This is a genomic window from Phyllobacterium sp. NPDC097923 (assembly GCF_044760925.1).
In the GTDB taxonomy this organism is placed as follows: domain Bacteria; phylum Pseudomonadota; class Alphaproteobacteria; order Rhizobiales; family Rhizobiaceae; genus Phyllobacterium; species Phyllobacterium calauticae.
The window spans coordinates 1-17,794 of sequence record NZ_JBIWBL010000009.1 but is presented as its reverse complement, the minus strand read 5'-3'; the positions used below and the strand labels follow the sequence as shown (position 1 = coordinate 17,794).

General features: G+C 55.3%; 31 protein-coding genes and 1 other annotated feature. Of the genes, 15 read left to right on the top strand and 16 right to left on the bottom strand.

Annotated features, from left to right (window positions below):
• The first annotated feature begins 31 nt into the window (after positions 1 to 31).
• Positions 32 to 2,134, top strand: a complete 2,103-nt coding sequence (gene topA, locus ACIQWS_RS24575) for a type I DNA topoisomerase (protein ID WP_245462372.1) — start codon at positions 32 to 34, stop codon at positions 2,132 to 2,134.
• Between the two features lie 18 nt (positions 2,135 to 2,152).
• Complete coding sequence (locus ACIQWS_RS24570; protein ID WP_130519809.1) at positions 2,153 to 2,551, top strand: helix-turn-helix domain-containing protein; 399 nt, start codon at positions 2,153 to 2,155, stop codon at positions 2,549 to 2,551.
• 13 nt (positions 2,552 to 2,564) lie between these two features.
• Here ACIQWS_RS24570 and ACIQWS_RS24565 read toward each other — a convergent pair whose 3' ends face one another.
• From ACIQWS_RS24565 to ACIQWS_RS24525, 9 genes are all read right to left on the bottom strand, one after another.
• Positions 2,565 to 3,086 (bottom strand): PH domain-containing protein, encoded by a 522-nt coding sequence (locus tag ACIQWS_RS24565; RefSeq protein ID WP_130519811.1) that lies wholly within the window; start codon positions 3,084 to 3,086, stop codon positions 2,565 to 2,567.
• A 95-nt stretch (positions 3,087 to 3,181) separates the two neighbouring features.
• Positions 3,182 to 3,352 (bottom strand): hypothetical protein, encoded by a 171-nt coding sequence (locus tag ACIQWS_RS24560; RefSeq protein WP_164056983.1) that lies wholly within the window; start codon positions 3,350 to 3,352, stop codon positions 3,182 to 3,184.
• Positions 3,353 to 3,677: 325 nt separating this feature from the next.
• Positions 3,678 to 4,909 (bottom strand): IS3 family transposase gene (locus ACIQWS_RS24555; protein WP_279795634.1). Its coding sequence is split into 2 segments (ribosomal slippage): positions 3,678 to 4,618 and positions 4,618 to 4,909, totalling 1,233 coding nucleotides; the frame shifts between segments, so codons are not numbered across the junction.
• Positions 4,509 to 4,625, bottom strand: a sequence feature (AL1L pseudoknot). Its footprint overlaps the gene before it by 117 nt.
• Positions 4,910 to 4,956: 47 nt before the next feature.
• A complete protein-coding gene (locus ACIQWS_RS24550) occupies positions 4,957 to 5,841 on the bottom strand; it encodes a hypothetical protein (protein WP_403184994.1) in 885 nt (294 codons plus the stop codon).
• A 2-nt stretch (positions 5,842 to 5,843) separates the two neighbouring features.
• On the bottom strand, positions 5,844 to 6,098 hold the full coding sequence (locus ACIQWS_RS24545; protein WP_130519815.1) for a hypothetical protein: 255 nt from the start codon (positions 6,096 to 6,098) through the stop codon (positions 5,844 to 5,846).
• Positions 6,099 to 6,102: 4 nt separating this feature from the next.
• On the bottom strand, positions 6,103 to 6,906 hold the full coding sequence (locus ACIQWS_RS24540) for a hypothetical protein (protein ID WP_130519817.1): 804 nt from the start codon (positions 6,904 to 6,906) through the stop codon (positions 6,103 to 6,105).
• A gap of 15 nt (positions 6,907 to 6,921) precedes the next feature.
• Entirely contained in the window at positions 6,922 to 7,341 is a 420-nt protein-coding gene (locus ACIQWS_RS24535; RefSeq protein WP_130519819.1) for a thermonuclease family protein, read from the bottom strand.
• 12 nt (positions 7,342 to 7,353) lie between these two features.
• On the bottom strand, positions 7,354 to 8,829 hold the full coding sequence (locus tag ACIQWS_RS24530; RefSeq protein ID WP_288193628.1) for a protelomerase family protein: 1,476 nt from the start codon (positions 8,827 to 8,829) through the stop codon (positions 7,354 to 7,356).
• Positions 8,830 to 8,887: 58 nt separating this feature from the next.
• The gene (locus ACIQWS_RS24525) at positions 8,888 to 9,121 is read right to left on the bottom strand and encodes a hypothetical protein (protein ID WP_130521491.1); all 234 of its coding nucleotides are present in this window, start codon (positions 9,119 to 9,121) and stop codon (positions 8,888 to 8,890) included.
• 157 nt (positions 9,122 to 9,278) lie between these two features.
• Here ACIQWS_RS24525 and ACIQWS_RS24520 point away from each other — a divergent pair, with 157 nt between their 5' ends.
• The 3 genes from ACIQWS_RS24520 to ACIQWS_RS24510 all read left to right on the top strand — a co-directional run bounded on the left by ACIQWS_RS24520 (position 9,279) and on the right by ACIQWS_RS24510 (position 10,143).
• Positions 9,279 to 9,557 (top strand): type II toxin-antitoxin system RelE/ParE family toxin, encoded by a 279-nt coding sequence (locus ACIQWS_RS24520; RefSeq protein WP_130521493.1) that lies wholly within the window; start codon positions 9,279 to 9,281, stop codon positions 9,555 to 9,557.
• Positions 9,558 to 9,569: 12 nt separating this feature from the next.
• Positions 9,570 to 9,857 carry a HigA family addiction module antitoxin gene (locus tag ACIQWS_RS24515; protein WP_130521495.1) on the top strand — a complete coding sequence of 96 codons (288 nt, stop codon included), beginning with the start codon at positions 9,570 to 9,572 and terminating at the stop codon, positions 9,855 to 9,857.
• A gap of 76 nt (positions 9,858 to 9,933) precedes the next feature.
• Positions 9,934 to 10,143, top strand: coding sequence for a hypothetical protein (locus ACIQWS_RS24510; protein WP_164056900.1), 210 nt, complete (start codon positions 9,934 to 9,936; stop codon positions 10,141 to 10,143).
• Positions 10,144 to 10,166: 23 nt separating this feature from the next.
• Here ACIQWS_RS24510 and ACIQWS_RS24505 read toward each other — a convergent pair whose 3' ends face one another.
• Genes ACIQWS_RS24505 through ACIQWS_RS24490 form a run of 4 tightly spaced genes read right to left on the bottom strand, consistent with a single transcriptional unit; the run spans position 10,167 to position 11,013 of the window.
• Positions 10,167 to 10,412, bottom strand: a complete 246-nt coding sequence (locus tag ACIQWS_RS24505) for a hypothetical protein (protein ID WP_130521497.1) — start codon at positions 10,410 to 10,412, stop codon at positions 10,167 to 10,169.
• Positions 10,413 to 10,429: 17 nt separating this feature from the next.
• Positions 10,430 to 10,615, bottom strand: coding sequence for a hypothetical protein (locus ACIQWS_RS24500; protein WP_130521499.1), 186 nt, complete (start codon positions 10,613 to 10,615; stop codon positions 10,430 to 10,432).
• Between the two features lies 1 nt (position 10,616).
• On the bottom strand, positions 10,617 to 10,832 hold the full coding sequence (locus ACIQWS_RS24495) for a hypothetical protein (RefSeq protein WP_164056977.1): 216 nt from the start codon (positions 10,830 to 10,832) through the stop codon (positions 10,617 to 10,619).
• A gap of 1 nt (position 10,833) precedes the next feature.
• Positions 10,834 to 11,013, bottom strand: coding sequence for a hypothetical protein (locus ACIQWS_RS24490; protein WP_271082349.1), 180 nt, complete (start codon positions 11,011 to 11,013; stop codon positions 10,834 to 10,836).
• A gap of 866 nt (positions 11,014 to 11,879) precedes the next feature.
• Here ACIQWS_RS24490 and ACIQWS_RS24485 point away from each other — a divergent pair.
• From ACIQWS_RS24485 to ACIQWS_RS24470, 4 genes are read left to right on the top strand one after another with little or no spacing between them, the layout of a single operon-like run.
• Entirely contained in the window at positions 11,880 to 12,059 is a 180-nt protein-coding gene (locus ACIQWS_RS24485) for a hypothetical protein (protein WP_271082349.1), read from the top strand.
• A gap of 1 nt (position 12,060) precedes the next feature.
• Positions 12,061 to 12,276, top strand: a complete 216-nt coding sequence (locus ACIQWS_RS24480; RefSeq protein ID WP_164056977.1) for a hypothetical protein — start codon at positions 12,061 to 12,063, stop codon at positions 12,274 to 12,276.
• 1 nt (position 12,277) lies between these two features.
• Positions 12,278 to 12,463, top strand: a complete 186-nt coding sequence (locus tag ACIQWS_RS24475) for a hypothetical protein (RefSeq protein WP_130521499.1) — start codon at positions 12,278 to 12,280, stop codon at positions 12,461 to 12,463.
• Between the two features lie 17 nt (positions 12,464 to 12,480).
• Positions 12,481 to 12,726 carry a hypothetical protein gene (locus ACIQWS_RS24470; protein WP_130521497.1) on the top strand — a complete coding sequence of 82 codons (246 nt, stop codon included), beginning with the start codon at positions 12,481 to 12,483 and terminating at the stop codon, positions 12,724 to 12,726.
• 23 nt (positions 12,727 to 12,749) lie between these two features.
• Here the strand turns inward: ACIQWS_RS24470 and ACIQWS_RS24465 are convergent, their stop codons facing one another.
• The 3 genes from ACIQWS_RS24465 to ACIQWS_RS24455 form a co-directional block, all read right to left on the bottom strand.
• Positions 12,750 to 12,959 carry a hypothetical protein gene (locus tag ACIQWS_RS24465; protein WP_164056900.1) on the bottom strand — a complete coding sequence of 70 codons (210 nt, stop codon included), beginning with the start codon at positions 12,957 to 12,959 and terminating at the stop codon, positions 12,750 to 12,752.
• A gap of 76 nt (positions 12,960 to 13,035) precedes the next feature.
• Positions 13,036 to 13,323, bottom strand: a complete 288-nt coding sequence (locus ACIQWS_RS24460) for a HigA family addiction module antitoxin (RefSeq protein WP_130521495.1) — start codon at positions 13,321 to 13,323, stop codon at positions 13,036 to 13,038.
• 12 nt (positions 13,324 to 13,335) lie between these two features.
• Positions 13,336 to 13,614, bottom strand: coding sequence for a type II toxin-antitoxin system RelE/ParE family toxin (locus ACIQWS_RS24455; protein WP_130521493.1), 279 nt, complete (start codon positions 13,612 to 13,614; stop codon positions 13,336 to 13,338).
• 157 nt (positions 13,615 to 13,771) lie between these two features.
• Between ACIQWS_RS24455 and ACIQWS_RS24450 the strand changes: the two genes are divergently transcribed.
• From ACIQWS_RS24450 to ACIQWS_RS24425, 6 genes are all read left to right on the top strand, one after another.
• Positions 13,772 to 14,005 carry a hypothetical protein gene (locus ACIQWS_RS24450; RefSeq protein WP_130521491.1) on the top strand — a complete coding sequence of 78 codons (234 nt, stop codon included), beginning with the start codon at positions 13,772 to 13,774 and terminating at the stop codon, positions 14,003 to 14,005.
• Between the two features lie 58 nt (positions 14,006 to 14,063).
• On the top strand, positions 14,064 to 15,539 hold the full coding sequence (locus ACIQWS_RS24445; RefSeq protein ID WP_288193628.1) for a protelomerase family protein: 1,476 nt from the start codon (positions 14,064 to 14,066) through the stop codon (positions 15,537 to 15,539).
• A gap of 12 nt (positions 15,540 to 15,551) precedes the next feature.
• On the top strand, positions 15,552 to 15,971 hold the full coding sequence (locus tag ACIQWS_RS24440; RefSeq protein WP_130519819.1) for a thermonuclease family protein: 420 nt from the start codon (positions 15,552 to 15,554) through the stop codon (positions 15,969 to 15,971).
• A 15-nt stretch (positions 15,972 to 15,986) separates the two neighbouring features.
• Positions 15,987 to 16,790 (top strand): hypothetical protein, encoded by an 804-nt coding sequence (locus tag ACIQWS_RS24435; protein ID WP_130519817.1) that lies wholly within the window; start codon positions 15,987 to 15,989, stop codon positions 16,788 to 16,790.
• A gap of 4 nt (positions 16,791 to 16,794) precedes the next feature.
• Positions 16,795 to 17,049, top strand: coding sequence for a hypothetical protein (locus ACIQWS_RS24430; RefSeq protein WP_130519815.1), 255 nt, complete (start codon positions 16,795 to 16,797; stop codon positions 17,047 to 17,049).
• Positions 17,050 to 17,051: 2 nt separating this feature from the next.
• A partial coding sequence (locus ACIQWS_RS24425; protein WP_403184987.1) for a hypothetical protein occupies positions 17,052 to 17,794 on the top strand: 743 nt, incomplete at its 3' end.

Genomic DNA, 17,794 nt, shown 5'->3' with positions numbered 1-17,794 from the left:
GATTTGCTATCAGGAGGGTGCAGTGAAACTCATGATTGTCGAAAGCCCTACCAAGGCTAAGAAAATTGGATCGCTGCTTGGTTCCGATTGGCGAGTAGAGGCCAGCATGGGCCATATTGTAGATCTTCCAACGGACCAGATGGCCGTTGAACCGCAAACATACCAGCTCACCTATGTAGCATCCGAGCGCGGCCGATCTGTCATCAGCCGGTTGAAGCCATTGGTCGCCGAGGCCGATGCCATTTATCTTGCAACGGACCCGGATCGTGAGGGGGAGGCGATTTCCGAGCATCTGAAGCGTTACTTGCGCATCGAGCGGTATCAGCGGGTCACATTCAACGAGATAACCGAGACCGGTATAAAGGCGGCACTCGCCGCGCCTCGCCCGATTGATCGGCGGCTTGTCGCGGCACAGGAGGCACGCAGAGCAGCGGATCGGTTGATCGGCTACCGAGTGTCCTTTCCGATATCGACGGCAGCGGGGCAGTCCCTGACAGCCGGTCGTTGCCAGTCGCCCGCAGTCCGCCTCGTTGTCGAACGGCAGAATGAGATAGACCGCTTCAAGGTGACAGACCATTTTTCGGCGTTAGCGGAGTTTGAGAACGGCTCGTGGACCGCCGAGTGGCAGACCAAATCCTTTCTGCAGGGCGATGACGAATACATCCTCGATCAGAGTTTGGCCGAGCGAGCTGCGGCTTGCCGCCGCTTCACGGTGACGGCAGCGGCCGAGAAGCCCGTTGCCAAGGGACCACCCGCACCGTTTACGACCTCCGCGCTCTTGCAGGCGGCGGGAGCCACCCTTGGATACCCTCCAGCCCTGACACAGAAGCTTGCACAGAGCCTTTTCGAAGCCGGTTTGATTACCTACCACCGGACAGACAATCCGAACCTCTCAGATGACGGGATTGCGGCTATCGGTGCCTATGCTGAGGGGCAGGGATGGCAGCTTTCGGAAAAAAAACGACGCTGGCCGCTGCCTGAAGGAGCACAGGAGGCTCATGAGGCTATTCGACCAACTCATGTTGAGGATCGTGAGGCGGGGGAGGATGACAAGCAAAAAGCGCTATACAAGCTGATTTGGCAGCGCGCCGTTGCCTCGCAGCTCGCAGATGCCGTCTACAAAACAGTGACGCTCGATCTCACGGCCGATGCCGGTGGCGAGCGCTTCCATTTCCGTGCTCGCAGCGCCGAGCTGGTTAAGCAAGGGTGGAGGATCGTTGCTGCGGATGAAAAGAGCGATGACGAAGATGAGGACGAGTCGACCAACGGGCGCGTCCCGATGCTACAGCCAGGTACTTCCGTGACAGCGACGGGAGGCAAGATTTTGCGCAAGGCGACAAAGCCGCCCCGGCGCTACACCGAAACCAGCTTGATCCGCAAACTTGAGCAGATGGGCATCGGTAGGCCATCGACCTTTGCGGCTATCGTATCGAATATCTGCAACAAGAAATATGTTGTGGTGGAAAAACGGTATCTCGTCCCGACACAGAGCGGCCGGGCCATCGTCGGAAACCTCGTCGGCCGTTTTGACTTCGCCGAATACGACTTCACCAAAGACCTCGAAAAACGCCTCGATCTCATAGCGGAAGGCAGAGAACGCTATGTCGATGTGATCGCTGATCTTGATCAGCGCCTCGATGTTGAGCTTGGGAAGCTCGCGAGCGTGAAGCCTGCCCACCCATGTCCTAAGTGCGGCAAGGCGCTGCGACTTGTGACGGGTAAGTCGCGGAGCTTTTTCGGTTGTTCGGGCTATCGCGATGGATGCCCTGTCATTTGTGAAAACGACAACGGCAAGCCGGGAGCAGTCATCGAGCGGTCGGATACGCCTTCTGAGAAGCAGGCAGCGTTTGCAAAGCGGATCGCGGAAGAGAATGGCTTATCTCTGCCGGAAGAGGTTATGGCGTCTGCAAAAGCTCTCTCGGTGTGGATTGATGAGGCCCTTGCCGCCGCGCCGCCTCGACTTGCCAGCGACAAGCAGCGTGAGTTCATCGCGACCTTGATCGAGCAAAATGGGCTACAGCCCCCTGCCGGATGGCCGGATAATGTCACAAGCGATGTGGCGAGCGCCTTCATTTCCAAGAACGGGAAGGCTAAGGGAAAATCGAAGCCCGCGCGCAGGCGTAAAGCTTCATGACATCAGCAGGGGAAACAGATGGGCGTTCATCCTAAACAGCCGAACCAGATTGACATCGATGTGGGCAATAAAATCCGGCTGCGCAGGCGACTTACTGGCATGAGCCAGACGGCTCTAGGAACAGCGCTTGGGATCACATTTCAACAGGTCCAGAAGTACGAGAAGGGCACAAACCGGGTCGGCGCAAGCCGACTGTCGGATATGGCCCGCATTCTAGGGGTGCCGGTTTCGTATTTCTTTGAAGATGGGCAAAGCCATGATGTGGCTGAAAGCTCCGGGGAGTCTGAACTTCTTACTCAGTTCGTTGGCACTTCCGAAGGTCTAGCCTTGAATCGTGCGTTCGCGCAAATACCCGATGGGGGTATCAGACGAAAGGTTCTCTCACTGGTGAAGGCTCTAGCCGACGAAGAGCAATGACCGGATGGCCGTCCTATTCGGCGTTGTTCTTGAGTGCCATAATCGTTCGTGATGCCTGCGGCGCTCCGCTGATCAGGTCAGCTACGATCTGATCGTCCCCTCGCGTACTGATCGATATCGAGCCGAAGCCGAGTATCCGGCCGAGAACGGATTGCGTAAGCTGAACGCCTATGATCTCTCGAACAGAGGTCGTGAACATATCTCGGCTGATGAAACCGGTTCGCCAGAGCACGCGGTTACTGAAAACTCTAAGCTCTGTTGTCATGTACCTGATGAGGCACACGAGCACTTGTGTTGCAAAGCCCATGGCAATGATGGCGGTCGCAATTCGGCAGACAAGGAAGATCGTGGGGTAAAAGCTCTCGTAAAGAGATAACCCGAGCACCATCGGGCCAAGATTGTGCATAAGGTAGAGGTCAGAGGTCCAGACGTACCAGAGAGCCGCTGTTCCGAGGCCAGCAATCAGCACCGGCCCGACGAATATGATTTTCGAGAGACGGTAGATCGTCAGTGGTTCTTGTTCGCCGTCTTCCATCCATCACTTCCGTTGTTTGTTTCACAACGAAGTCATATCATTTTTTGTTGTCGAAGGAAAAGCGGGAAAGGGGCGCATGAGCGCCCCTTCTGGTTTCAAGGTAGCCAGCGTTCGCGCGAGCACCAGTCGTCCAGCCAGTCGGCGGCAACCTTGTAAACGATCCACATGACGAATGCACCGCCGAGACCGATTGATGGAAATCCGGCCATAAAAGCGACAGTGAGGACGATAAGGGCGTGAAAGCTTGCTTCGATAGATGTGCTCATTTTGTATCTCCAAGGTTTGAGCCGCAGGGAGATAACCCCTGCACCTTGATTCTCTCCCGCTTCCTTGCAAGGCACAAAAAGGCCCTCGAATCCGCCGATAGCCGATCAGACAGGGTTGGGTCGGAACCGCTCAGGTTTCCTTGTTTCGGGTTTTGACGAGCCGATACTCCTTGGAGACGACGCCGCTCTCACTGGCTGCACCAACCATGGCAGCTCTTACCCACACGGTCTTTTCAGGTAGACGACGAAGGTGGCCCCGGCGAAGATGAAGACGGGGGCTGGCGTGTGAACCGCCCCGACTTTACCGGAGACCGTTTGGTTTAAGTTATGCTGCCATGGCCGGTGCGTCCAGCATGGCGTAGTAGCGTTCCTCGGCCTCGGCTGGAGGCATGTTTCCGATGGGCTCCAGAAGGCGGCGGTTGTTGAACCAATCGACCCATTCCAGTGTTGCGAATTCGACCGCTTCGAAGTTGCGCCATGGCCCACGTCGATGAATGACCTCGGCCTTGTAAAGGCCGTTGATCGTTTCGGCGAGAGCGTTGTCATAGGAATCGCCAACGCTGCCGACGGAAGGCTCGATACCTGCCTCCGCCAGCCGCTCGGAATACTTGATCGACACGTATTGAACGCCCCTGTCGGAATGATGGATGAGCCCGCCGCGATGGACGGGCTGCCGATCATGAAGCGCCTGGTCGAGGGCATCGAGCACAAAGCCCGCATGGGCGGTTCTGCTCGCTCGCCAGCCGACGATGCGGCGGGCGAAGGCATCGATCACGAAAGCGACGTAAACGAAGCCCTGCCAGGTGGCCACATACGTGAAGTCGGATAACCACAGCATGTTCGGCGCTGGAGCCTTGAAGTGTCGATTGACGCGGTCGAGCGGGCACGGAGCAGACTTGTCCGATAAGGTGGTTTTGATCGGCTTGCCACGAATGATGCCTTGAAGTCCCATCATTCTCATGAGCCTTGCGACGGTGCAGCGTGCGACGTCGAAGCCTTCTCGCTGCAACTGTCGCCACACTTTCCGCACGCCATAGACCTGGAAGTTCTCGTTGAACACCCGGCGTATCTCGACTTTCATGGCAATATCATTCCGTTCGCGGGCCGATAGGCGACCCACGTCCGTGCGCTTGGCGACGACTTCGTAATAGGTGGACGGGGCAATCGGCAGCAGTCTGCAGATCGGCTCGACCCCGAGCGCCGAGCGGTGTTCGTCGATGAAGGAAATCATCGCTTCAGTGGGCGGTCGAGCTCCGCCTGGGCAAAATACGCCGAAGCTTTGCGTAAAATCTCATTCGCCTGACGAAGCTCCCGGTTCTCCCGCTCCAGAGCCTTCATCTTCTCCGCCACGTCACTCGGCAGACCTGCACGCTTGCCGCTGTCGACTTCGGCCTTCTTCACCCATTCATGGAGGGTATGCGCTGAGCAACCGATTTTAGCCGCTATTGATGATACCGCCGCCCAGCGGGAGGGATGTTCGGCTTCATGCTCCGCCACCATTCGAACGGCGCGGGCACGGACTTCAGGAGAAAATTTGTTCGTCGTTTTGCTTGTCATAGACCCTACTTCTCACGAGTTGGGGTCTCCGGCAAAGCCGGGGCGGTTCAGTGTGTTCCACTTGCGCTGCCGGTATTACCGGGGGACGGACGATCAGCGGCCAGCGCCAGAACCTTATAAGAAAAGAAAGGCTGCTTCCCCTTGGCAATCCGCGCCTTGTTCAGTTTGGCAGGGGCTTCAATATCCGCCGTCGCTACGTTTTCGCAGTTGAGGACTGCACACGCTTGAACCACGGCCATACCTTCATCCCTCGTGTCGTTCATTATGTTCGCGAATCCGGTTTCACGGTCGCTTCTCGCAATGACCGCTTCGAAATGCTCCGGCTGAAGAATGAACGGCTCTGCTGCAAACTGCTGCGGCTTTTTGGGCAGCAAACCGGCGCTGTTAAGGGCTTCCATCGCGCGGGCGCTCAAAGGGCTGACTTGAGCCTGATCGACTGCTGCCAAGCTGTTCTCGTAGGGAACGAAAGCCCCGCCGATACCTACATTCCACGTCTCGATGACATCCAGCCATGAAATAGGAAGGATAAAGACGCCTCCCTGCGGAAAGCGATCTAGGATGACGTTGAGATGCGCCAGTTGCGGCGGCGTTGCACCTGGCTCCCAACAAAGGGCAATGCGACGGGTTGACTTGTAGTGATCGAGATAACCCGCGTCCTTTGCATCGGTTTTCTGCCAAGGAGCTTCGAAAGCAACGAGCGGGAAGGGGAGCTTCAGGAGGTCTATGTGCGCTTGCGATACGTGCAGCGGATCAAGCAGCTCTGCGCAGTTGGGCAGGATAAATTTCACTGATCTGCGAAGCATATCGCTGACGATGCGGATCGCGTTGATGGACTGAACAAAATGCGGGGGGAGACGCTGTACGACCTCTTTCATGCTCTCAATCGCATGGGCGCTATAGTTCAGCGCCGTAAAGTTCTCGCCTGTCTCCATTTCTAGTCTCCTTGCCCGTAGATCACTTCCAGAAGACCACGGGCATCCGCGTCTTCAATTGCTTTCAAAGCCGCCGCATGTCCGGCGACATTTTCACGTTCTCGTGCGAAGCGCGCTTCAACATCGCGCTTGAGAGTTTGGATCAGCTCGTGCTTCTCGGCGGTAGGAAAGACGGCATAGTGCTCAGCGGCCGCGAAGGCGACGTGCGGGATCGTAAACTCGTCAAGCGTCGGTTCATCTACATGATCCGAAGGCATGGGATCAGACCTTCACAACATATTCGGGCTTGATGGGAATGCCTGTTTCCATATTGACGCAGCAAGGCGGGATGGGGATCATGCGGCCATCAGCCAGATGGCGAATATGACCTCTTCGCCAGTGTGGTTTGACGGTCCAGCCGCCCTCTCCCTTCCGGTTTTGTGATGCCTGTTGGCTGGCGCGAACATCGATCACGATCATTGGGCCAATAGGCGGCTTTTTCTTCTGCAAGCGCTGCTTGTTCAAGCGCGCCGGGGCAGGCTCTTCCCGGCGGATGGCTTGCGGAGTGGCAAGGGCGCCGATCAGCGCCGCTGACACACCAAAGCCCGTGTCCACGAGCAGTTGCGTCGAATCGTTGTCGGCGTGGCTGACAAGGACGTGCTTGTGATCGCCGCAAACTCTCTGTCCGACTTGATTCAGGAAGACCAAGCCATTGCGGCGATGATTTTCGAACATGACGCGCACGGAAAGCGAGACGAGCTTTCCATCGATAGGGCTCATATTTTTCTCACAGAGAGCCGCCATATGGACGTGCTCATCGAGCACCTTCTGCACCCACGAGACCCAAAAAACATCGTGAGGGATAGGAGCAACTTCCGCGTCCCATAGCTCGTTGGCAAAGTCTATGAATGTTTGGAGGGTATCGTCTTTGGGGTCTGCATCGAGAAAGCTGAAGGTAAATTCGGCGGCGCTGGCGGCGCACGCCTCAACATGCCGGGCCATCTCATCGATCTCATTGGCCTTCCATGGCTCCATTGAGCGGTAGTGGCCGGATTTCAGGTGTTCGAGGGCTGTGTGCAATCGCATTGATGGATCTCCGGTTTACGACTGACACCATTGGTTTCGATCACGGTATCCTCCGCGATAGGCATGGCCGAGGCCGAGCTTGATCATCTGGTCTGCAATGTCTCCATGCTGCGTCATCACCTGCGTCAACACGCGGCCATAGCGATCTTCGCCTTGATCTCGGTATTGGATGCCGGGCGTGCTCATGAGACGCTGAAGCTGTTGGGTAGCGCGATCCGCAAGCGCTCGCTCCTGACCGCAACGAGCGCCTTCGCCAGCTTCTGGTGCGTCATAACCGACGATCCGGTACTTAATGCCGTCCCGCCAGAACGTGTCTCCATCGACGATGCAGGTTATCCGCTTGCCCGTAGTGCAGATCGGCCATTGATCCTGTGCTGTTGCGGGTAATGAGGTGGTGAGTGCTGCGAGAGCAGCGATTCCAGCTCTGATATGCAATTCTTGCTCCCTTCAATTGTCCTCAGCTTCGCGCTCTTCGGCTGCTGCCTCGATCTTTTTCGCCAACTGTTTTTTTACCCGGCGTGTCGCGCCGGCATCTTTTTGATCGGGGAGGTAGTATTTCATGTAGGAAGAGGCCGTTTCGATATCCTTCTCAGTGTGGCCGAGCGCTTCTGCGAAGAATGCGGCTTTCGTCTTCGACTTAGGCCGGAAAAACTGGTCCGCGATTTCCGCGTACAGTGCGCGAACGTTATGCGCCTTGATTTTCTTGGCTTCGATCACGTTCGGCGTGTCTTCGAGCGAGACTTTTGGCCAGAGTTTTTCGAGGATTTCGTCACGGACGGCGGGAAGGATGCACTTGGGGTTCGGAGCGCGCAGCAAGTCTGCTTTGAATTCGTCGCTCGTCATCTCGCGCCATATCTGGCCACTTTCACTGTAGCGGAGCACCATCCAAGCAAAAATGACATCTCGCGCTTTTGTCAGCACGGGGATCGGAAACGACTGGTCGAATTGCGTCCCCTCGTTTCCACGAGTCTTTGCCTGTCCGGAGAATAGGACGCGCCACGTCTCGTAGCCACGGCCACGGGTATGTTCTGTGTTCGTGGTCGGGTCTGCCATAATCGGCAGGGGCGAGAAGACGCCTTGGCAGAAGATTTCGAAAGGGCGACGGCCGGTCAGGATACCGAGAGCCACGCCGATCTCGACGGCGCGTGTTCTCGATATATCAGAGGCCGTTTCACGAGCTGCTTGTTCCAAGGCGCTCCAAGAGGCGTCTGTGGCCGGAATAAGCTCCTTTGCGCGATCTAGGATATCCTGCCAGTGTGGCATAGGCACCAAGTCGCGGTGTTGCTCAACAATTGCATCTCGATATTGGATGGATCGGGCCTTTTGGGCATCTTCGGGTGGTCTGACGATGGAAAGCGTTAGTTCATCATCCAGTCCGCGTCTGCGAAGCTCGTTGCGATAGGCGGCGGTTGTCGTCAGAACGGTGTTGCTCTTGAGGGTTTGCAGCATTTCGTCCAGCTCCGACTTCCAGAGCTTCCCGAGGCCGCGCTTATAGACGGCGCTGGCCTGCTTTTCGGTCTTGCCCTCTGCGAGCGAACGATCGTGCTCTTCTTTGAGCGTTTGAGCTGCTGTGCCAAACAGATCAATACTATCGGCGCGGGTCGCCTTGCGCCCGCCAGCGCCGCGAGATTCAACCGTGCGGAGTGGATCGTCAGAGCGGTCGAGGACCTTAACGAAGTGCAGCGCCGGGTGATTGTCACCGTAGGCTTCACGAATTGCATTGCGGTAGCGCGAGGCATAGATGTTGCGCGTCGATACGGACTTGTCCGCAAACGTCTCCCATTCCTTTTCCCAAAGGTCGGCGTAATCATCGGCGTCGGCTGTCAGGTTTGCAACAAATGTTGCAATGGCATCCTTGACCACCGGGCGACGGCCGGTCTTTGCACGCTGCTGTTCGTCGGCGTCGGTCTTCTTCGCGTTCATTGAACTTTCTCATTTCCTTGATGTGCGGTGATCATTGGCGAAGGCTTCATGAAGCCGCTCACTGCGGTTCGCTTTCATCGCTGACTGTGAAAACCACCGTTTCACCTTCGATAGTGTACGGCACCTTTTTGCTAAGGAGCTGATCGGCCGCGATTTCCGGCAGATTGTAGGTTTCCACGATGACCTTGCGCAGTTGGGGCCTGTCGTCTTCGAAATGATATCCATTAATCGCCCATGCGACGATTCCGGGCGTGTGAACGGCGGGGCTTGATCCGAGACGGTAGGTTGCCATTTGCGATCTCCTTGGATGACTATGGAGGCAGAATAAAATAAAAATATATGGTCGGCAACATAAAAAGTAAAAATAACGACTGTTTATTTTATTAAATTGAGGGAGCAAAGCCCGATTATGCCCTTGTAGCGCGTAGCGTCACATGCTACATAGGAGTATGATAATCGGCTTTCGACACAAGGGGCTTGAGACCCTTTACAAAACCGGCTCTGCCCGTGGGGTTCAAGCTGCTCATGCGCCGAAGCTGTCCCGTATCCTTGCTGCCTTAAATGCAGCGGCATCGCCTGCCGAACTGAACCAACCAGCCTACAAGCTACACCCCTTGAAAGGGACGCTGAAGGGGCATTGGTCGATATGGGTAAATGGCAACTGGAGGGTTACTTTCCGGTTTGTCGGAGCTGACGTGGAGTTGGTCGATTACGTGGATTATCATTGAAGGAGACATACAGTGATGAAGAACCATCCCCATCCGGGCGAGCTGCTTCGCGAGGATGTTTTGGTGCCTCTCGGCATTGAGGTGACTGACGCGGCGCAGCGCCTTGGAATTGCCCGGTCTACGCTCTCTCGGATCATCAACGGGAAGGCTGGCATTAGTCCTGATCTGGCGATCCGGCTTGAACGTGCTGGCGTCAGCACCGCACGGTTTTGGATGAATTTGCAGTTGAACTACGAACTGTCCAAGGCCGAAGCGCGGGATCAGCCGGAAGTGAGGCCATTGCAGTCGGCAGCGGCTTGAAAATCGGAATCGTTCGTTCATTGGATTTGGCACGCCCAAACGTTACCAGTCTTTGCAGGATATCGAGGGAACCAAGATGAACGTCGTTTTTGCAGCAATAAGCGCCAGCCTCTTTTTGGCAATGCCTGCGATGGCTCAAAAGAGCGAAGTGAAACGCTCTCAACCATTTCAGGCGCAGGAGCGTTGCGAGACCAGATTGCAGGGACCGGAGCAGGAGCTATGCGAGGTGGCACAAAAGGCGACCCATGCGCCTAGCGGAAACCAAGAGAGCAGCGGAAGACAATAAGGGCACAGCCAGGTCATCGGGGCCTAGCTGCCAAGCGTACCAGCGTCCCGCGCCATCTCTTCTGCTGTACCCCATGCGTCTTCCCGGTCTTGAGTGTAGTATGCGATTGCCTCTGCCCTTTCACGCGAAAGGTTGGGGCGAGAGATGCGATATTCGCCCTCCCGCTTACTGATTGTCAGGCCGAGGGCGCGCACCGCGCCAAACAGGGCCTTGTCGTTTCGTGTGGGAACGTTGAGAGCATCGGCGATAATTTTGGCTACAGTCACCATGTGCATTCGATCTCCGGTTAGAATTCGTATGTTCGAGTGCCGTCCGGCAGCTCGCAGGCGATTTCCACGTGCAAGCTTTCGATCTCGTCCGTCTCGTAGTATTCGTCACGCCACTTGATCGCCGCTCCGTAGCTCTCAGCCGTGTGCACGTCGCATTCGCGCTCGTAGCCTGCGTTTTCCACCACAGTGTATCGCTTCTTCATATCAGCGTCCTTTCGGTGATGCTGCGGGCATCGAGGGGATCGTGCCGTAGGTGTACGTATCCAGCTTCTGGTTGGCGTGCTCGCGCTCGGCCTTGCGGATATCGCGACCATATCTGAGCGGATCAAAGTAGAACTCGATCTCAAGGCCAAGATCGCCATATGTGGCGACGTAGAACCGGGGCATTTCTACCCCGGCGCTGTTTAGGCATTTTGTCATCTCATCGTTTCCTTGTGGCTGATTTGAAGGTGTGTTCGACGGTGATTTTGAGGAAGAGGGGGATGGAGATTTCGAGGGCGATTTTGGTAGAGCCGTTGGGTTTGAGCTTTGCGAGGATACGGGCGAAGGAAGCCTTGAGGCGTCGGCCGGTTGCGCGGCAGAACTGGAACGTCTGGAACATTTGCGGACCTTTCGTTAGGCATCAGCGCCATGTGAAGACTATAGGCTTGAGGCCGCAGGCGGTCAACATAAAAAGTAAAAATAACTGAAAATAATTTTACGAAATAGGCGATTAAGGGGCTTGCGTTTAGTAAAAATATCAGGCATATTGAGACCATGAAGAGCGGGAAAGCGGGTTCCACCATGACGACGACGAGAAAAGTAAAAAAAAGCGAGAAAAGTAAAAATAATTGTTGACCTGAGCGCAGAAAACGGCCATAGTAGGATTGGAAAAGGCTCCGATATTGGCTGAACGCGCAAGAAAAGTAAAAAAATCGCGATATGGGCGATAAAAAGTAAAAATAATGCTTGCGATTAGTAAAAATAGCTGGTAATATAGTAAAATTATGCGGGTGAAAGGGACACAGGCGGCGCGTTTAATATAAAACTACACCGGTGTAGTTTTATATTAAACGCGCCGCCTGTGTCCCTTTCACCCGCATAATTTTACTATATTACCAGCTATTTTTACTAATCGCAAGCATTATTTTTACTTTTTATCGCCCATATCGCGATTTTTTTACTTTTCTTGCGCGTTCAGCCAATATCGGAGCCTTTTCCAATCCTACTATGGCCGTTTTCTGCGCTCAGGTCAACAATTATTTTTACTTTTCTCGCTTTTTTTTACTTTTCTCGTCGTCGTCATGGTGGAACCCGCTTTCCCGCTCTTCATGGTCTCAATATGCCTGATATTTTTACTAAACGCAAGCCCCTTAATCGCCTATTTCGTAAAATTATTTTCAGTTATTTTTACTTTTTATGTTGACCGCCTGCGGCCTCAAGCCTATAGTCTTCACATGGCGCTGATGCCTAACGAAAGGTCCGCAAATGTTCCAGACGTTCCAGTTCTGCCGCGCAACCGGCCGACGCCTCAAGGCTTCCTTCGCCCGTATCCTCGCAAAGCTCAAACCCAACGGCTCTACCAAAATCGCCCTCGAAATCTCCATCCCCCTCTTCCTCAAAATCACCGTCGAACACACCTTCAAATCAGCCACAAGGAAACGATGAGATGACAAAATGCCTAAACAGCGCCGGGGTAGAAATGCCCCGGTTCTACGTCGCCACATATGGCGATCTTGGCCTTGAGATCGAGTTCTACTTTGATCCGCTCAGATATGGTCGCGATATCCGCAAGGCCGAGCGCGAGCACGCCAACCAGAAGCTGGATACGTACACCTACGGCACGATCCCCTCGATGCCCGCAGCATCACCGAAAGGACGCTGATATGAAGAAGCGATACACTGTGGTGGAAAACGCAGGCTACGAGCGCGAATGCGACGTGCACACGGCTGAGAGCTACGGAGCGGCGATCAAGTGGCGTGACGAATACTACGAGACGGACGAGATCGAAAGCTTGCACGTGGAAATCGCCTGCGAGCTGCCGGACGGCACTCGAACATACGAATTCTAACCGGAGATCGAATGCACATGGTGACTGTAGCCAAAATTATCGCCGATGCTCTCAACGTTCCCACACGAAACGACAAGGCCCTGTTTGGCGCGGTGCGCGCCCTCGGCCTGACAATCAGTAAGCGGGAGGGCGAATATCGCATCTCTCGCCCCAACCTTTCGCGTGAAAGGGCAGAGGCAATCGCATACTACACTCAAGACCGGGAAGACGCATGGGGTACAGCAGAAGAGATGGCGCGGGACGCTGGTACGCTTGGCAGCTAGGCCCCGATGACCTGGCTGTGCCCTTATTGTCTTCCGCTGCTCTCTTGGTTTCCGCTAGGCGCATGGGTCGCCTTTTGTGCCACCTCGCATAGCTCCTGCTCCGGTCCCTGCAATCTGGTCTCGCAACGCTCCTGCGCCTGAAATGGTTGAGAGCGTTTCACTTCGCTCTTTTGAGCCATCGCAGGCATTGCCAAAAAGAGGCTGGCGCTTATTGCTGCAAAAACGACGTTCATCTTGGTTCCCTCGATATCCTGCAAAGACTGGTAACGTTTGGGCGTGCCAAATCCAATGAACGAACGATTCCGATTTTCAAGCCGCTGCCGACTGCAATGGCCTCACTTCCGGCTGATCCCGCGCTTCGGCCTTGGACAGTTCGTAGTTCAACTGCAAATTCATCCAAAACCGTGCGGTGCTGACGCCAGCACGTTCAAGCCGGATCGCCAGATCAGGACTAATGCCAGCCTTCCCGTTGATGATCCGAGAGAGCGTAGACCGGGCAATTCCAAGGCGCTGCGCCGCGTCAGTCACCTCAATGCCGAGAGGCACCAAAACATCCTCGCGAAGCAGCTCGCCCGGATGGGGATGGTTCTTCATCACTGTATGTCTCCTTCAATGATAATCCACGTAATCGACCAACTCCACGTCAGCTCCGACAAACCGGAAAGTAACCCTCCAGTTGCCATTTACCCATATCGACCAATGCCCCTTCAGCGTCCCTTTCAAGGGGTGTAGCTTGTAGGCTGGTTGGTTCAGTTCGGCAGGCGATGCCGCTGCATTTAAGGCAGCAAGGATACGGGACAGCTTCGGCGCATGAGCAGCTTGAACCCCACGGGCAGAGCCGGTTTTGTAAAGGGTCTCAAGCCCCTTGTGTCGAAAGCCGATTATCATACTCCTATGTAGCATGTGACGCTACGCGCTACAAGGGCATAATCGGGCTTTGCTCCCTCAATTTAATAAAATAAACAGTCGTTATTTTTACTTTTTATGTTGCCGACCATATATTTTTATTTTATTCTGCCTCCATAGTCATCCAAGGAGATCGCAAATGGCAACCTACCGTCTCGGATCAAGCCCCGCCGTTCACACGCCCGGAATCGTCGCATGGGCGATTAATGGATATCATTTCGAAGACGACAGGCCCCAACTGCGCAAGGTCATCGTGGAAACCTACAATCTGCCGGAAATCGCGGCCGATCAGCTCCTTAGCAAAAAGGTGCCGTACACTATCGAAGGTGAAACGGTGGTTTTCACAGTCAGCGATGAAAGCGAACCGCAGTGAGCGGCTTCATGAAGCCTTCGCCAATGATCACCGCACATCAAGGAAATGAGAAAGTTCAATGAACGCGAAGAAGACCGACGCCGACGAACAGCAGCGTGCAAAGACCGGCCGTCGCCCGGTGGTCAAGGATGCCATTGCAACATTTGTTGCAAACCTGACAGCCGACGCCGATGATTACGCCGACCTTTGGGAAAAGGAATGGGAGACGTTTGCGGACAAGTCCGTATCGACGCGCAACATCTATGCCTCGCGCTACCGCAATGCAATTCGTGAAGCCTACGGTGACAATCACCCGGCGCTGCACTTCGTTAAGGTCCTCGACCGCTCTGACGATCCACTCCGCACGGTTGAATCTCGCGGCGCTGGCGGGCGCAAGGCGACCCGCGCCGATAGTATTGATCTGTTTGGCACAGCAGCTCAAACGCTCAAAGAAGAGCACGATCGTTCGCTCGCAGAGGGCAAGACCGAAAAGCAGGCCAGCGCCGTCTATAAGCGCGGCCTCGGGAAGCTCTGGAAGTCGGAGCTGGACGAAATGCTGCAAACCCTCAAGAGCAACACCGTTCTGACGACAACCGCCGCCTATCGCAACGAGCTTCGCAGACGCGGACTGGATGATGAACTAACGCTTTCCATCGTCAGACCACCCGAAGATGCCCAAAAGGCCCGATCCATCCAATATCGAGATGCAATTGTTGAGCAACACCGCGACTTGGTGCCTATGCCACACTGGCAGGATATCCTAGATCGCGCAAAGGAGCTTATTCCGGCCACAGACGCCTCTTGGAGCGCCTTGGAACAAGCAGCTCGTGAAACGGCCTCTGATATATCGAGAACACGCGCCGTCGAGATCGGCGTGGCTCTCGGTATCCTGACCGGCCGTCGCCCTTTCGAAATCTTCTGCCAAGGCGTCTTCTCGCCCCTGCCGATTATGGCAGACCCGACCACGAACACAGAACATACCCGTGGCCGTGGCTACGAGACGTGGCGCGTCCTATTCTCCGGACAGGCAAAGACTCGTGGAAACGAGGGGACGCAATTCGACCAGTCGTTTCCGATCCCCGTGCTGACAAAAGCGCGAGATGTCATTTTTGCTTGGATGGTGCTCCGCTACAGTGAAAGTGGCCAGATATGGCGCGAGATGACGAGCGACGAATTCAAAGCAGACTTGCTGCGCGCTCCGAACCCCAAGTGCATCCTTCCCGCCGTCCGTGACGAAATCCTCGAAAAACTCTGGCCAAAAGTCTCGCTCGAAGACACGCCGAACGTGATCGAAGCCAAGAAAATCAAGGCGCATAACGTTCGCGCACTGTACGCGGAAATCGCGGACCAGTTTTTCCGGCCTAAGTCGAAGACGAAAGCCGCATTCTTCGCAGAAGCGCTCGGCCACACTGAGAAGGATATCGAAACGGCCTCTTCCTACATGAAATACTACCTCCCCGATCAAAAAGATGCCGGCGCGACACGCCGGGTAAAAAAACAGTTGGCGAAAAAGATCGAGGCAGCAGCCGAAGAGCGCGAAGCTGAGGACAATTGAAGGGAGCAAGAATTGCATATCAGAGCTGGAATCGCTGCTCTCGCAGCACTCACCACCTCATTACCCGCAACAGCACAGGATCAATGGCCGATCTGCACTACGGGCAAGCGGATAACCTGCATCGTCGATGGAGACACGTTCTGGCGGGACGGCATTAAGTACCGGATCGTCGGTTATGACGCACCAGAAGCTGGCGAAGGCGCTCGTTGCGGTCAGGAGCGAGCGCTTGCGGATCGCGCTACCCAACAGCTTCAGCGTCTCATGAGCACGCCCGGCATCCAATACCGAGATCAAGGCGAAGATCGCTATGGCCGCGTGTTGACGCAGGTGATGACGCAGCATGGAGACATTGCAGACCAGATGATCAAGCTCGGCCTCGGCCATGCCTATCGCGGAGGATACCGTGATCGAAACCAATGGTGTCAGTCGTAAACCGGAGATCCATCAATGCGATTGCACACAGCCCTCGAACACCTGAAATCCGGCCACTACCGCTCAATGGAGCCATGGAAGGCCAATGAGATCGATGAGATGGCCCGGCATGTTGAGGCGTGCGCCGCCAGCGCCGCCGAATTTACCTTCAGCTTTCTCGATGCAGACCCCAAAGACGATACCCTCCAAACATTCATAGACTTTGCCAACGAGCTATGGGACGCGGAAGTTGCTCCTATCCCTCACGATGTTTTTTGGGTCTCGTGGGTGCAGAAGGTGCTCGATGAGCACGTCCATATGGCGGCTCTCTGTGAGAAAAATATGAGCCCTATCGATGGAAAGCTCGTCTCGCTTTCCGTGCGCGTCATGTTCGAAAATCATCGCCGCAATGGCTTGGTCTTCCTGAATCAAGTCGGACAGAGAGTTTGCGGCGATCACAAGCACGTCCTTGTCAGCCACGCCGACAACGATTCGACGCAACTGCTCGTGGACACGGGCTTTGGTGTGTCAGCGGCGCTGATCGGCGCCCTTGCCACTCCGCAAGCCATCCGCCGGGAAGAGCCTGCCCCGGCGCGCTTGAACAAGCAGCGCTTGCAGAAGAAAAAGCCGCCTATTGGCCCAATGATCGTGATCGATGTTCGCGCCAGCCAACAGGCATCACAAAACCGGAAGGGAGAGGGCGGCTGGACCGTCAAACCACACTGGCGAAGAGGTCATATTCGCCATCTGGCTGATGGCCGCATGATCCCCATCCCGCCTTGCTGCGTCAATATGGAAACAGGCATTCCCATCAAGCCCGAATATGTTGTGAAGGTCTGATCCCATGCCTTCGGATCATGTAGATGAACCGACGCTTGACGAGTTTACGATCCCGCACGTCGCCTTCGCGGCCGCTGAGCACTATGCCGTCTTTCCTACCGCCGAGAAGCACGAGCTGATCCAAACTCTCAAGCGCGATGTTGAAGCGCGCTTCGCACGAGAACGTGAAAATGTCGCCGGACATGCGGCGGCTTTGAAAGCAATTGAAGACGCGGATGCCCGTGGTCTTCTGGAAGTGATCTACGGGCAAGGAGACTAGAAATGGAGACAGGCGAGAACTTTACGGCGCTGAACTATAGCGCCCATGCGATTGAGAGCATGAAAGAGGTCGTACAGCGTCTCCCCCCGCATTTTGTTCAGTCCATCAACGCGATCCGCATCGTCAGCGATATGCTTCGCAGATCAGTGAAATTTATCCTGCCCAACTGCGCAGAGCTGCTTGATCCGCTGCACGTATCGCAAGCGCACATAGACCTCCTGAAGCTCCCCTTCCCGCTCGTTGCTTTCGAAGCTCCTTGGCAGAAAACCGATGCAAAGGACGCGGGTTATCTCGATCACTACAAGTCAACCCGTCGCATTGCCCTTTGTTGGGAGCCAGGTGCAACGCCGCCGCAACTGGCGCATCTCAACGTCATCCTAGATCGCTTTCCGCAGGGAGGCGTCTTTATCCTTCCTATTTCATGGCTGGATGTCATCGAGACGTGGAATGTAGGTATCGGCGGGGCTTTCGTTCCCTACGAGAACAGCTTGGCAGCAGTCGATCAGGCTCAAGTCAGCCCTTTGAGCGCCCGCGCGATGGAAGCCCTTAACAGCGCCGGTTTGCTGCCCAAAAAGCCGCAGCAGTTTGCAGCAGAGCCGTTCATTCTTCAGCCGGAGCATTTCGAAGCGGTCATTGCGAGAAGCGACCGTGAAACCGGATTCGCGAACATAATGAACGACACGAGGGATGAAGGTATGGCCGTGGTTCAAGCGTGTGCAGTCCTCAACTGCGAAAACGTAGCGAC